The organism is Rathayibacter rathayi (assembly GCF_004011095.1).
In the GTDB taxonomy this organism is placed as follows: Bacteria; Actinomycetota; Actinomycetes; order Actinomycetales; family Microbacteriaceae; genus Rathayibacter; species Rathayibacter rathayi.
Window position 1 is genome coordinate 2369739 of record NZ_CP028129.1, and the last position, 13455, is coordinate 2383193.

Here is a 13455-nt window from a genome sequence, read left to right on the forward strand (position 1 = left end):
AAGGCATACACTTCCCGCATGAGCAACCTGGAGGAGCATCCCGACGAGTTCCCCGTCGCCGCGGAGCCGGCCCTGCACGCGCCCGGCGCGGTGGAGATCCTCACGGCGCGGCTCGTTCCGCTCGGCGGTCCGCGCGCCATCGAGGTGCGCCGCACCCTCCCCCAGCGCTCCCGCTCGAGCATCGGCGCGTGGTGCTTCGCCGACCACTACGGACCCGTCCGGCTGGGCGAGGAGGCGGGAATGGACGTCCCACCGCACCCGCACATCGGCCTGCAGACGGTGAGCTGGCTCTTCGAGGGCGAGATCGAGCACCGCGACAGCGTCGGAAGTCGAGCCGTGGTGCGGCCGGGCGAGCTCAACCTGATGACGGCCGGGAGCGGCATCTCCCACTCCGAGGTCTCGACCGGCTCCGCGCCGGTCCTGCACGGAGTGCAGCTCTGGGTCGCGCTACCCGAGGAAACGCGGGCCATCCATCCGTTCTTCGAGCGCCACCGCAGCGTGCCCGTGCCGCTGACCGGTGCGCTGCTGCGCGTCTTCGTGGGAGGGATGCTGGGTGTCTCGGTGCCCGCGAGCACCTTCACTCCGCTGGTCGCCGCGCAGATCGACCTCGAGCCCGGCGCCCGGATCGAGCTGCCGGTGGAGGCGGCGTGGGAGTACGGCGTGCTCGTGGACGCGGGGTCGGTGTCGGTCGAGGGCACCGAGGTCCCGCGCTGGGATCTCGCCTACCTGGCGCCGGGCCGCTCCCAGCTGGTGCTCACGGTCGGCCCCGAGGGCGGGCGGGTGGTGCTGCTGGGCGGCGAGCCGTTCGCCGAGCAGCTGGTGATGTGGTGGAACTTCGTCGGTCGCAGCCACGACGACGTGGCCGCCGCACGCGAGCGCTGGCAGTCGGACGTAATCGCCGGCGCCGACCCGACGGGTCCGTTCGGCTCCGTCGACGGCTACGACGGCCGCGCGCTCCCCGCCCCCGTGCTGCCGACGGTGCGGCTGAAGCCCCGCCGCCCGGTCTGAGCCGGATCCGGACCCGGAGCGTCAGGACCCGTCGGACTCCTTCTTCTTCGCAGCGGCGGCAGCGGCGGCAGCGGCGGCCTGGCGATCGGTGGCCTCCGCAGTCTCGCGGAAGGCGCGACGCGGATCCTGCAGCGCGCTCATCGGCGAGAGGTCGCGCGGAGTGACCGCGTCGACGAGCCAGCCGGTGATGATCCGCCACTTGCGGTCCACGGTCGGCATCGCCGCTCCGTGGTAGGCGCGGTGGGCCAGCCACGCCGGGAGGCCGCGGAGCTTCACTCCCTTGATCACGCCCGCGCCCTTGCCGATGCCGTACTCGGCGACGGTGCCGACGGAGGCGTGGCGGTACTCCGCCACGGTGCCGCCGGTGAGGTCGGCGACGATGTTGCGCGCCAGGAGCTTGGCCTGGCGGACGGCGTTCTGCGCGTTCGGCGGGTAGTAGGCGAGCTGCTCGTGGGCGGTGAGATCCGGCACCTGCGCGCCGTCGCCCGCCGCCCAGGCCCCGCCGACCGGCTCGCCGTCCTCGCGGATGACGCGCAGGCGCGCGTCGGCCATCACATGTCCCTTCGGCCCGCGGGGGCGTCGGTCGCGTCGAGGACCGGGTTCGGCTTGACGCCCGCGGTCCAGACGATCGTCGCCGACGGGATGCGCTCCCCGGACGAGAGCTCGACGACGCCGTCCTCGCAGGAGGGCATCGTGGTCTTCAGGTGGACGTGCACGCCGCGCGAGCGGAGGTGGTCGAGCGTCCACGTCGAGAGCTCGGGGCCGACCTCGGGGGCCACCCGGTCCAGCGCCTCGACGAGGTGCCAGGTGACATCGCCCATCGAGAGCGAGGGCTGCGCGGCGAGGGTCTTCCGGCTGAGGTCGAGTAGCTCGCTCAGGGCTTCGACACCGGTGTAGCCGCCGCCGATGAAAACGAAGGTGAGCAGGCGGCGGCGCTCGGCCGGGTCGGTGGTCAGCGCGGCCTTCGCGATGTTCTCGAGGACGCGGTCGCGCAGGTGCGCCGCCTCCTCCACCGTCTTGAAACCGATGCCGTGCTCGGCGAGGCCCGGGGTCGGGAAGGTGCGGGTGACGGCTCCGAGAGCAAAGACGACCTGGTCGAACTCGATCGTGCGGGTCGAGCCGTCCATCGCCGCGACCGTGGCGTTGCGCTCGGCGAGGCTCACACCGGTGATCGCACCGCGGATCACTCGCGTGCGCTTGAGTGCGGAGACGAGCGGAACCGTGACGTGGCGCGGCTGCACATGTCCACCGGCGACCTCGGGGAGCAGCGGCTGGTACGTCATGTAGGGGTTCGGCTCGACGACGGTGACGTCGATCGGCGCCTCCCCCCGCCGCTTCTCCAGCCCCCAGGCCGTGTACAGGCCGACATAGCCCCCGCCGAGGATGAGGATGCGCGTCGTCCGGGATGCCGTCATGTCCGTTCCCTTCTCGAACCCGGCGCCGGGCAGGCGGAACCGGATAGTACTGAGGACGCTCCGACGCTACGCGCGGCGCGGTGGCGCGCACAGGGACTTGCGCGGCGCGGTGGGGCGCTGCACTCTCCGCACCTCGGCCGGTCCCGCTGTGGCCCCCGACCGCTCAGCCCACCTCCCGCCCGTCCGGCTGCAGCTGCCTGCGGTACTCGGATGGCGACAGACCCGTCTCGGTGACGATCGCACGCCGGAGCCGGTCCGGCGAGGTGAACCCGGTGCTCCGGGCGATGTCCGCGAGCGGGATGTCCTCACCGGCCGCTTCGACAAGGCGGAGGGCGTTCCTCGTGCGGACGCTCTGCAGGAGGTCGCGCAGGGTGGTGTGACGCTCCTCCGCCACGGCCCGCTGCAGGGAGCGAAGGCTGACCCGGCAGCGGTGTGCGATCACGCTCGGGTCGAGCCGCGAGTCGGCGAAGTCGGCGAGGACCACCTGCACCGCCGCCTCGACCATGTCGCGCGGGCCCGGCCGGCCGAGCGTGTCCTCCTGCCTCTCGGCGCCGAGGACCCGGCCGAGGCGCAGCAGCGTGCCCTGGAGGTACTCCGACTGCCCCGCGTGGTCGATGTCGAGGTCGGCGAGGAACGCTCGAAGCAGGGTCCGCGCGGTCGCCGTGACGGGTGAGGGTGGTAGCCGCCGCGACGCCTCGATGCGGTGCATCCGATCGCCCCCGATCTCGTCGATGGAGAGCACGAGTAATCGCACCGGCCGCTCCGCCCGCAGCACCGCTGGCTCCTGCCCGGAGAGGGCAAGCGCGCCGTCGCTCATCACGACGACGCCGGCCTCGGCCTCGACCGTCAGCGCCCCATCCATCGGCAGCACGAAGACCGAGACGTCGCCGCCGGTACGAACGCCCGGCCAGCACGCGGAGAACGCGGTCGAGGCCACATGCAGCACGCGGACGCGATCCACCGAGCCGATCAGAAGGTCCATCCGGAACCCCTGCGGCGGCTCGGCCGTCAGATCGAGCGTGCGCCGCACTGAGGCCAGCCCGTCCGCGCCGCGCAGGCGCACGGAGCGCACTCCCGTGCCCAGCGGAACGCTGACGGGGTTGAGCAGGGTCGAGCGAGGGATCACCGTGACTCCGTTCGTGATGCGGAGCCCCCTGCGCCGCGAAGCGAGCCTACAAGATGTGAGGCTTGCTCGCGACAACCGTTTTGGGGGTCTATTGCAACGCAGAGGTGAGCCGCGCCAGATTGTCGAGCAGGGTCGAGCGGAGTGGCTGCTGCCGCCACTCGCGCAGCGTCAGCTCCCGGGAGTGCTCGCGGTAGTCCTGCTGAACCTGCCGCAGGTCCTCCACGAACTCCGAACCGCGCACCATCAGCGAGACCTCGAGGTTGAGAGTGAAGGAGCGCATGTCCATGTTGCTCGAGCCGATCACGGCGACATCGTCGTCGATCGTGAAGTGCTTCGCGTGCAGGATCGTGGGCTTGCGGTACATCCAGATCCGCACGCCCGCCGTCAGCAACGTCTCGTAATACGAGCGCTGCGCGTGATAAACCACGGCCTGGTCGCCGATCTCGGAGACGAAGAGCTCGACGTGCACGCCGCGCCGGGTCGCCGTCGTGATCGCGTAGAGCATCGCCTCGTCCGGCACGAAGTACGGGCTGGTGATGATGATCGACTTCTGCGCCGAATAGAGCAGCGCCAGGAACAGGCGCAGGTTGTTCTCGCCCTCGAATCCCGGCCCACTCGGCACCACCTGGCAGTCGATCGTGTCGCGCTGCTGCAACGCCTGCATCGGCTCGGATTCGCGCAACAGCAGTTCGTCGGTCTCGCTGTACCAGTCGGTGATGAAGATGGCGTTGATGCCCTGCACCACCGGCCCCTCCAGGCGCACCATCAGATCGTGCCAGTGCAGGCCACGGCGGATGTTGCCGCGCTTGTTGTAGCTGGAGTCGACGACATTCTGCGAGCCCATGAAGGCGGCGTTGCCGTCCACGATCAGAAGCTTGCGGTGGTTACGCAGGTCCGGCCGCTGATACTGCCCGCGCCACGGCCGCACAGGCAGCATGTACGACCACGTCGCGCCCGCCCGCTCGAGGGCGCGCAATCGACGGTACGTCCCGCTGTAGTAGCCGGGCACGCGGATCGACGCGATGTGGTCGAGCAGGATTCGCACCGTGACGCCGCGGGCCACAGCGCGGTCGAGGGCGTCGAAGAAGGGCGCCGTCGTCGAGTCCGAGGCGAGGATGTAGAACTCGCAGTGCACGTAGCGACGGGCCCGATCAATCTCGTCCGCCATTGCCCGAATGGTGTGCTCGTAGTCGCCCTGCAGGCGTGCATCATTCCCGCCCACGAGCGGCATCGCGCCGAGATTGCGATTGAGGGTCACCACCGACTCCAACCACTGCGGCCAGGGATGCTCGCGGGCGACCCGGTCGATGCCGTCGGTCGACTCCAGGATGAACCGGTTGATCTCCTGCTGCTTCCGGCGGCGCTTACGCGGCAGCCGATAGCTCCCGATGAAGAGGAAGAGCAGGATGCCGACGTAGGGGATCAAGAAGATCGCCATCAGCCAGGCCAGGCCGGTCGTGGGGCGGCGGTTGCGGGGAACGACGATGACGGCGATCACGCGCACCACGAGCTCGACGACGACCGCGGCGATCGGGAGGATCACCGCCCAGTCCGGTGCAGGCACCGCGCCTCCTCGTTCGTCGTGCGGAGCCGCTCACCGGGCGCAGAAGGCACCCGCGCGGCGGCGGTGGTCAGGAGGCGTCGCGCGGCGGCAGGCCGCGGCGCTGACGCTCGCGAGCCTCGATCCGGTCGTAAGCGCGGCGCTCGTTGCGGTCCGAACGCAGGAGGGCGCGCATGACGAACCAGAAGAGGAGCCCGACGGTGATCGTCGGCACGAGGGCCCACAGCCCCTGGTTCCACAGCTCCCAGTCCATTCGGCGATCCTACCCGCGGCATCGCAGCGGCAGCCGAGTGGATGAGGACCCTTGCGCGCAGCGGCCTGCGCGGACGCCTGCGGCTACTGGCTCTCGACCGACTTGTTCAGCGCCGCCGCGTCCGAGTTCAGCCCCTCCAGCTCCGAGCGCAGACCGTCGTACACAGCGATATCTGCGTCGATCGCGGCCCGGGTCGCGTCGAGGGCCTGACTCCGAGCGAGCAGATCGGCGCGCTCAGCCTCGAACGCTGCGGTCGATCCGAAGTCGCCACTGTCAGCCCGGGAGTTGAAGCCGTTGATCTCCACGTTCAGCGCGTCGTACTCGGCAGTGTTCGCAGCGATGCGCGCCGTGAGATCGGCGTACATGGTCTCGATCCGGGACACCAGATCCTCGATGCGGTTCTCGAGGTCGGTGAACACCGCCTCGTAGCGCGCGTTCAGCGACACGACGACGGAGCGGTCATCGAAGAACTCGGCGTAGTGCTCCTCCAGCGCCGGTGGCAGGTCGGCCACCTCGGTCCCCAGGATCGAGTGCAGCTCGTTGACGCGCTCGCCGAGTCCGCCGGTGCGGTAGAGCTCGAGGCGCTCGGCGATCGTGCCGTCCTGCGGAAGGGTCGCGTAGACGGCCTCGAGCTCGTCGCCCAGCTGGGCCTGCTCCTGCGCATCAAGCCGCACCCACGCGGCGTGCAGCATCTCGTGCGCGGCCGTGACGTCGCGGACGCCGTCGAGGTCGGGATTAGTGACGTCCGAGATGTAGATGCTGGTGCCGGTGTAGCAGCCGAGCACGATGTCGTCGGACGCGCCGTAGCCGCAACGGTCATTGAAGCCGGCGGTCGGCTCGACCGACGGGCTGGAAGCGTAGTAGAGGGCGCGGCCCCGCTCGGACATGGCGGTCCGCTCGGCGAACCCGGCGATCGTGGCGTTGGGCGTGAACGCCTCCGCTGCCCGCCGGTCAGCCAGCGCCCTGCCGACGTGACCGGAGGAGGTGAGGGCGCTCGCCGCGAAGACGGTTCCCACTCCGAACTGCGCGAGCGTGAGGACGACGGCCGCTGTCGTCGCGACGATGCTCGATGCCCTGACCATGTGTCCCCCTCGCCGGCCGCGCCGCACGCGCGCGGCTCCTGCGACCCTACTTGACGAGCGGGAACAGGATCGTCTCGCGGATCCCGAGGCCGGTGATCGCCATCAGCAGGCGGTCAATGCCCATGCCCATGCCGCCGGTGGGGGGCATGCCGTGCTCGAGGGCGCGGAGGAAGTCCTCGTCCAGGCGCATCGCCTCGTCGTCGCCCGCGGCGGCCTGGCGGGCCTGCTCGACGAAGCGCTCGCGCTGCACGACCGGGTCGACCAGCTCGGAGTAACCGGTCGCCAGTTCGAAGCCGCGGACGTAGAGGTCCCACTTCTCCACGACACCGGGGATGTTCCGGTGCGCGCGCACGAGCGGCGAGGTGTCGACGGGGAAGTCCATCACGAAAGTGGGGCGCACCAGGCCGCCCTTCACGAAGTGCTCCCACAGCTCCTCGACGTACTTGCCGTGGGTGGGCACGGGCACCTCGACGCCCTCGCGCGCGGCGAGGGTCTCGAGCTCGGCGAGCTGCGTCTGCGGAGTGATCGCGATGCCGGCCGCGAGCGACAGGCTTTCGTACATCGAGATGCGGTCCCACTCGCCGCCGAGGTCGAACTCGGTGCCGTCCGCCCAGGTGACGACGTGCGAACCGGCGACGGCCTGCGCCGCGTTCTGGATCAGCTCCTGGGTGAGGTCGGCGATCGAGGTGTAGTCGCCGTACGCCTGATAGGCCTCGAGCATCGCGAACTCGGGCGAGTGCGTGGAGTCGGCGCCCTCGTTGCGGAAGTTGCGGTTGATCTCGAAGATCCGGTCGATGCCGCCGACGACCGCCCGCTTGAGGTACAGCTCGGGAGCGATGCGCAGGTACAGCTCCGTGTCGAAGGCGTTGGAGTGCGTGGCGAAGGGGCGGGCGGAGGCGCCGCCATGCATCACCTGGAGCATCGGGGTCTCGACCTCGAGGAACTCGTGGGCGGCGAAGGTGCTGCGCAGCGAGGCGTTCACCCGCGCGCGGGTCACGACGGTCTCGCGGGCCTGGGGCCGCACGATCAGGTCAAGGTAGCGCTGGCGCATCCGGGTCTCGTCACCGAGCTCGTTGTGCAGGTTCGGCAGCGGGAGGAGCGCCTTCGCGGCGATCGTCCATTCGGACACCCAGACGCTCAGCTCGCCGCGCTTGCTCGAGATGACCTCGCCCTCGACGAAGAGGTGGTCACCGAGGTCGACCAGCTCCTTCCAGGCGGCCAGTGACTCCTCACCGACATCGCCGAGTGAGACCATCGCCTGGATCCGCTCGCCGTCGCCCGCCTGGAGCGTCGCGAAGCAGAGCTTGCCGGTGTTGCGCTGGAACACCACCCGGCCCGCGAGACCGACGTGCTCGCCGGTTTTCACGTCCGATTCGATGCCCTCGTGGCGCGCGCGGACGGCCGCGATAGTGTCCGTCACTCCGACCGCGACCGGGTACGCGCCGGCGCCGAGGTCCTCGCCCGCGAGTTCGAGCAGGCGCTCGCGCTTGGCCAGGCGGACGGCCTTCTGCTCGGACGCCTCCTCCTGCGCGGCACGCTCTGCGGCGCTCCGCTCGGAGTCGGCCCGCAGGGCGTCGGTCGGGGCGGCGGGGGCGGGAGTGTCGGCCATATCGGGTCGCGGTGCTTTCGGTTCGGGGCGGACGGCCGCGATCAGGCGAGCAGGATCGGGGCGTTGTCGAGGAGGCGGGTGGTGCCGACGATCGCGGCGACGAGCATGAGGGCCGGGCCGTGGTGGTCGGCGTCGACCGGGAGGAGCGTCGCGGGGTTCACGACGACGAGGTAGTCCAGCTTAACGAGCGGTTCCTCCCGCGCGACGGCGCGCGCCGCGGCGATGGCCGCGGCCGCACCGTGGTCGGCGGCTCCGGCGGCGGCGGAGAGGAGGCGCGGCAGCGCGAGACCGGCGCGGCGCTGCTCCTCGCTGAGGTAGCGGTTGCGGCTGGAGCGGGCGAGCCCGTCCTCCTCCCGCACGATCTCGACGCCCTCGATCGCGAGGGACAGGTCGAGGTCGTGGACCATGCGGCGCACGAGGAACAGCTGCTGCGCGTCCTTCTGCCCGAAGACGGCGACGTCCGGCTGCGCGATGTTCAGGAGCTTGGCGACGACGGTGAGCATCCCGTCGAAGTGCCCCGGCCGGGCGCGCCCCTCGTAGAGCCCGCCGATCTCGCCCGCCACGACCCGGGTGGAGGAGGGGCCGTCGGGGTACATCTCGGCGACTCCGGGTGCGAAGACGAGGTCGACCCCGGCCGCGTCGAGCAGCGCCGTGTCGCCTGCAAGGTCACGCGGGTAACGGTCCAGGTCCTCGGTGGGGCCGAACTGCAGCGGATTCACGAACACCGACACGACGACGACGTCGGCCAGCTCGCGCGCCCGCTCCACGAGCGCGAGATGCCCAGCGTGCAGCGCGCCCATCGTCGGCACGAGCGCGATGCGCCGACCCGCCCGCCGCGCCTCCCCCAGCCGCTCGCGGAGGTCGCCGATGCGCTGGACGGTGCTGATCACCCGTCGATGCTACCGGCGGGCCCGCGCCTGCCGAGGCCTGCGGCGCCCAGACACCGCGTGCTCCGCGAGACACCGCCTCCACCGCGGTGTCTCGGCGACGGAGCGGTGTTTCGGCGCTGCGCGCGCCACTCCGGAGTACGGAGCGGGCCAGCCCTCGGCCGACGTCATCGACGATAGCTCACTTTGCGCTACGGTGAGCGGTGTGAGCTTCCGACCCTCCGAACTCGATCTGATCGGCGCCGCGTTCCCCACGGCGATCCGCGGGACCGTCCACCCAAAGCCCGGGCAGTACTCTCCTCGGATCAAGGATCCCGCTACGAGGGTGAATCCGTGGCACGGAGTCGCTGTCGAGACCAGGGACGGACGGATCGTGACGCGGTACGAGGTGCAGATCTACCAAGACTTCGAGCGGTACGAAGCGGTCCTCATCCGTGGGGACGACGCTCCGTTCTTCTACCGTGAGATCGCGCCGGAGTGACACCGTGACCCGGACGACGACAGGTCCGCGGTTCGGGGCGGCCGTGCGTGTGATCGCGGTCGCCCAGGTCGCGGCGTCCACGGCAGCGGGACTTGTCCTGACGACCGCGAGCGTCGCCGCGGTCGAGTTGGCCGGCACGGAGCAGGTGGCCGGGACGACACAGACGGCGATGGTCATCGGAGCGAGTGTGCTGACGGTCCCGATCGCGCGCCGCTCCTCAAGGTCGGGACGCCGGGCGGCACTCACCCTCGCCTACGGGATCGCATCAGCCGGCGCACTGATCGCAGCGGCGGCCGTCGGGCTGGGGCTCTGGTGGCTGCTCGTGCTCGGCGCGGCGCTGATCGGCGGCGGCACCGTCGCGGGGCTGGCGGCGCGCTTCGCTGCCGCCGACTCCGCACCGAGCGCGGACCGGACCGCGTCGGTGATCGCTTTCGTCCTGTGGGCGTCGACGGTCGGATCGCTCGTCGGTCCGAACCTCGCGAGCCTCACCGGCTCCACCGGCGCCGCGACCTTCCTCCTGCCGGCGGCCCTCTATGCGGCTGCCGCCGCATGCATCCGAGGTGGCATGCCGCCCACACCAGCGACGTTCGAGCCGGCGCGCAGGCGCGGGACCCGCCCGGAGGCGCTCGGTGTCCTCCGCGCACACCCCCGAGCCCTCGCAGGAGTCGTGGTCTCGACGGCGTCGCACGGGGCGATGATCGCACTGATGGCCTTGGCCCCGGTGCACCTGCACGCCGCCGGTCAGCACACGAGCGCCGTCGGACTCGTGATGAGCGCGCACCTCGCCGCGATGTACGGGTTCAGCCCGGTCTTCGGCGCACTCGTCCGGCACTGCGGGGCGCTGCGCTGCGGGGTGGCCGCTCTGGCTCTCGCCGCATCGGCGTCAGGAGTACTCGCTGTCGGAGCGCAGGGCGGGGTCGTGCTGTTCGGGGTCGGTCTCGCTCTTCTGGGCGCCGCCTGGTCGCTGGGGATGATCGCCGGATCGACGCTCGTCACTCTGGGCCTCCCGACCGACCAGCGAGCGGCGGCGCAGGGGCTGACGGATCTCCTCCTGAACGTGGGCGGGGGCGTGGCGAGCATGACGGCTGGACTCGTGGCTGCGGCCGTTGGCTACCCGACTCTGGGGGTGGGCACCGCCGCACTTGTGACGTGCTGCCTCGTCGCCCTCCTTCCCATCGGGCGCCGGCGTCTCGGCCCGACGGAGCACACCGGCGCGCCGCGCTGAGCGCTCATCCCGCCGCGCGGCGCAGCGCGTCGTCGATGGAGGAGCGGACGAGGCTGGAGAGGAAGAAGCCCGGCTTCTCGACGCCGATTCCCGCCAGCAGACCGGCCGCCTGGTCCACGATCGCGGTCGAGAAGGTGGTGGCGGTCGAGATGGCCTCCGCGTAGGCGGCGCGGTCCGACTCCGCCACGGTCACCGGCTCCCCGCCCATCTCGACCACGAGCGCCTGCGCGATCGGCAGCACCGGGCCCGGCGCCGAGACGGCAAAGTAGGTCTCGGCGAGGCGCGCCAGGTCGAGGCTGGTGCCGCTGAACGCCATCGCCGGGTGCACGGCGAGGGGGATGACTCCGGAGGCAAGTGCCGGAGCGAGCACCCCGTAGCCGTGCTCAGGCGCCGTGTGCAGCACCAGCTGGCCGGGCTGCCATCCTCCGGTGGCCGCGAGGCCGGCGACCAGCCCGGCGATCTCGCTGCCGGGGACGGCGACGATCACCAGCTCGCAGCGTTCGACAAGCTCGGGGATCGCCAGCACGGGCACGCCCGGAAGGAGCGCGTCAGCGCGCTCGCGGCCGCTCTCGCTGGTGGTGGCGACTCCGATCACGGCATGGCCGGCCCCGGCGAGCGCGGCGCCGAGCACCGGGCCGACGTGTCCGGCGCCGATGACGCCGACGCCCAGGCGTCCGTCGCGGCGGTTCTCAGGCATGCGGTTCTCCCTCCGGAGCCGGCCAGTCGGGCAGGGCGGAGGAGGGCCGGCGCCCCCACCGGTGGCTCGCGTCGCGGTCGGCGGCCCGCACTCCGGCGGTCGCGAGGCTCTCGAAGAAGGCGAGGCCGTCGGCCGCGCTCATCACGGGGACGAGCGCAGTGACGGGGCCGGCCACCGTGTGCACGCGCGCCGAGGCCAGCCCCAGCAGGCGCTGGAGCGGCCCCTGCTGGACCCCGACGCTCTGCATCCGCGCCAGGGGCACCACGGCGACCCGCCGCCAGACTGCCCCGCTGCGCAGGATCGCGACCTCGTCCGTCAGCCGGTACCCCGTCCGCCGGAACGAGAACGGGCGGAGCCACACCGCCGAGCGCGGGGCGCGGGTGAAGCCGGCCGCGTCGCGGTGCCGGAGAGCGTCGCCGACGGGCGTCGACTCCGCCCCCTCACTGGTCCCGGGCAGCAGGAGCCCGAGGACGCGCTCGACCGCTGCGAGGTCGCCAACCGGGAGGATCGTGGTGTTCGGCTCGCCGTTCGCTCCGCGGGAGGCCGCGTGGCCAGCCCGGTCGATCCGCACCTGCCACCAGCCAAACGGACGCCAGAGCAGCGGCTGCGTGATCTCGACGGCGTGGATCCGTCCGGGCGGGATGGTGTCGCTGCTGGTCGAGAGCACGCCGTAGCCGATGCGCACGCCGTCGGGTGTCGCGGCGATGGAGTAGCGGAGCGAGCGCACGAACTGGCGGAGGTAGTAGCTGCCCGAGCCGATCAGGCCCGGCAGGATCGCGAACAGCACGAAGGGCGAGCCGTAGACGGCGACGACCACCACGGCGACGGCCGAGGCGACCAGGAACAGCGTGAATCCGCTGAACACCAGCGAGCCGAGGAGCCGACCTGCGGGGATGGACACCACCGATTCAGGCGAAGCGTCATCCTGCGGCTCGCCGAACTCCTCCAGCCGCCGCGCGAGAAACCCGCCCGCCGAGGCGTGGCCGTCGACCAGTGCCTCCCGCTCGCGCACGCCCGAGGCCAGGCGCAGGATGTCGCGGCGCAGCGCGTCCACCAGCCGCGAGCCGAGGTACGACAGCTGCACGTTCGCATCCTGCCCCGCGACGCTCACCTCGAGTTTCGCGGCGCCGAACACCCGCGCAAACAGCGGACGCTGCACCGCGATGCCCTGGATGCGGTCGAGCCGCGCCCGCCGATTGGTACGAAAGAGCACGCCGGAGCGCACCTCGACCACCTCGTCCGTGACGCGGAAGGTGTGCATCCGCCAGGACAACCAGAACGCGAAAACGGCCACCGCGAGGCCGACCGCCACCGCCAGCACAGCCCAACCGACGAGCCCTCGGCGCAGCAGCTCATCGACCGGGTCACCGCTCCCGAAGCCCTCCGGCCCGGGCAGGAACAGCTCGACCAGGCGCTCCCGGAGGTTCGTCATCACGATGCCGAGCACGACCAGCAGGCCGATCCCGCCCTTGAGGACGGGGGTCGCGGGATGGAGGCGGTGCCATTGCCCGTCGGCGAGGTCCGTCTCGACGGCGCGCAGCTCGGTCACAGGCCGGCCCGGCGCGATTCGGCGAGCTCAACCAGGTGGTCGCGGAGCTCCTCCGCCTCCGCCTCGGCCAGGCCCGGGATGCTGACCCCGGTTGCCGCGGCGGCCGTGACGAAGCGCAGATCGGCGAGGCCAAGCGCGCGGGCGAGCGGCCCACGGTTGACGTCGATCAGCTGCATCCGCCCGTACGGCACCGACACGAAGCGCTGGAACATGATGCCGCGGCGAAAGAGTAGGTCGTCCTGGCGCAGGAGATAGCCGTAGGCGCGGGCGCGACGCGGGGCGACGATCAGGAGGGTCACCGCGAGCGCCGCGGCGGCCAGCATCGGGATCCAGCCCCAGGGGAGGCCGATCAGCAGCAGCACCACGGGCACGGCGAGCAAGAACACGCTCGAGACGACGGCCGACACGATCTCGACGGCGATGTATTTCGGCGAGACGCGCCGCCACTCCCCCACGATGTCGAGGCGGTCCCGTCGGCGTCGGCTCGCGTCCGGGCGGGTCTGCGGCGTCGCGCCGTCGGGGTCGGCGGACATGGCGTCGTCCTCACTGCCCGCGGCGGTCC

14 protein-coding genes are annotated in these 13455 nt (G+C 71.6%); 3 read left to right on the forward strand and 11 right to left on the reverse strand.

What is annotated here, in order from left to right:
• Positions 1–18 precede the first annotated feature (18 nt).
• Positions 19–1008: a pirin family protein gene (locus tag C1O28_RS11415; protein WP_097167423.1), complete on the forward strand. Its 990-nt coding sequence runs from the start codon at positions 19–21 to the stop codon at positions 1006–1008.
• Positions 1009–1029: 21 nt separating this feature from the next.
• Here the strand turns inward: C1O28_RS11415 and C1O28_RS15730 are convergent, their stop codons facing one another.
• The 8 genes from C1O28_RS15730 to panC all read right to left on the reverse strand — a co-directional run bounded on the left by C1O28_RS15730 (position 1030) and on the right by panC (position 8944).
• Positions 1030–1560 (reverse strand): NAD(P)/FAD-dependent oxidoreductase, encoded by a 531-nt coding sequence (locus tag C1O28_RS15730; protein WP_244210520.1) that lies wholly within the window; start codon positions 1558–1560, stop codon positions 1030–1032.
• Positions 1560–2423, reverse strand: a complete 864-nt coding sequence (locus tag C1O28_RS15735) for an NAD(P)/FAD-dependent oxidoreductase (protein WP_244210521.1) — start codon at positions 2421–2423, stop codon at positions 1560–1562. Before C1O28_RS15735 ends, C1O28_RS15730 begins: the two co-directional genes overlap by 1 nt.
• Positions 2424–2586: 163 nt before the next feature.
• Positions 2587–3549, reverse strand: coding sequence for an AraC family transcriptional regulator (locus tag C1O28_RS11425; RefSeq protein ID WP_097167421.1), 963 nt, complete (start codon positions 3547–3549; stop codon positions 2587–2589).
• An 88-nt stretch (positions 3550–3637) separates the two neighbouring features.
• The gene (gene cls / locus C1O28_RS11430; RefSeq protein ID WP_097167420.1) at positions 3638–5113 is read right to left on the reverse strand and encodes a cardiolipin synthase; all 1476 of its coding nucleotides are present in this window, start codon (positions 5111–5113) and stop codon (positions 3638–3640) included.
• Positions 5114–5180: 67 nt separating this feature from the next.
• On the reverse strand, positions 5181–5363 hold the full coding sequence (locus C1O28_RS11435; RefSeq protein ID WP_097167419.1) for a hypothetical protein: 183 nt from the start codon (positions 5361–5363) through the stop codon (positions 5181–5183).
• A gap of 83 nt (positions 5364–5446) precedes the next feature.
• Positions 5447–6445, reverse strand: a complete 999-nt coding sequence (locus C1O28_RS11440) for a hypothetical protein (protein WP_097167418.1) — start codon at positions 6443–6445, stop codon at positions 5447–5449.
• Positions 6446–6491: 46 nt separating this feature from the next.
• Positions 6492–8054, reverse strand: coding sequence for a lysine--tRNA ligase (gene lysS, locus C1O28_RS11445; RefSeq protein WP_097167417.1), 1563 nt, complete (start codon positions 8052–8054; stop codon positions 6492–6494).
• Positions 8055–8095: 41 nt separating this feature from the next.
• Positions 8096–8944 (reverse strand): pantoate--beta-alanine ligase, encoded by an 849-nt coding sequence (gene panC, locus C1O28_RS11450; RefSeq protein ID WP_097167416.1) that lies wholly within the window; start codon positions 8942–8944, stop codon positions 8096–8098.
• Between the two features lie 202 nt (positions 8945–9146).
• On the opposite strand from panC, the gene C1O28_RS11455 reads away from it, so the two are divergent.
• Both C1O28_RS11455 and C1O28_RS11460 read left to right on the forward strand, forming a co-directional pair.
• The gene (locus C1O28_RS11455; protein ID WP_097167415.1) at positions 9147–9422 is read left to right on the forward strand and encodes a hypothetical protein; all 276 of its coding nucleotides are present in this window, start codon (positions 9147–9149) and stop codon (positions 9420–9422) included.
• Between the two features lie 4 nt (positions 9423–9426).
• A complete protein-coding gene (locus C1O28_RS11460; protein ID WP_160487571.1) occupies positions 9427–10647 on the forward strand; it encodes an MFS transporter in 1221 nt (406 codons plus the stop codon).
• 4 nt (positions 10648–10651) lie between these two features.
• Here C1O28_RS11460 and C1O28_RS11465 read toward each other — a convergent pair whose 3' ends face one another.
• From C1O28_RS11465 to C1O28_RS11475, 3 genes are read right to left on the reverse strand one after another with little or no spacing between them, the layout of a single operon-like run.
• A complete protein-coding gene (locus C1O28_RS11465; RefSeq protein WP_097167413.1) occupies positions 10652–11344 on the reverse strand; it encodes a Rossmann-like and DUF2520 domain-containing protein in 693 nt (230 codons plus the stop codon).
• Positions 11337–12893 carry a PH domain-containing protein gene (locus C1O28_RS11470; RefSeq protein ID WP_097167412.1) on the reverse strand — a complete coding sequence of 519 codons (1557 nt, stop codon included), beginning with the start codon at positions 12891–12893 and terminating at the stop codon, positions 11337–11339. Before C1O28_RS11470 ends, C1O28_RS11465 begins: the two co-directional genes overlap by 8 nt.
• Positions 12890–13426 carry a PH domain-containing protein gene (locus tag C1O28_RS11475; protein WP_097167411.1) on the reverse strand — a complete coding sequence of 179 codons (537 nt, stop codon included), beginning with the start codon at positions 13424–13426 and terminating at the stop codon, positions 12890–12892. Before C1O28_RS11475 ends, C1O28_RS11470 begins: the two co-directional genes overlap by 4 nt.
• Positions 13427–13455: the final 29 nt, after the last annotated feature.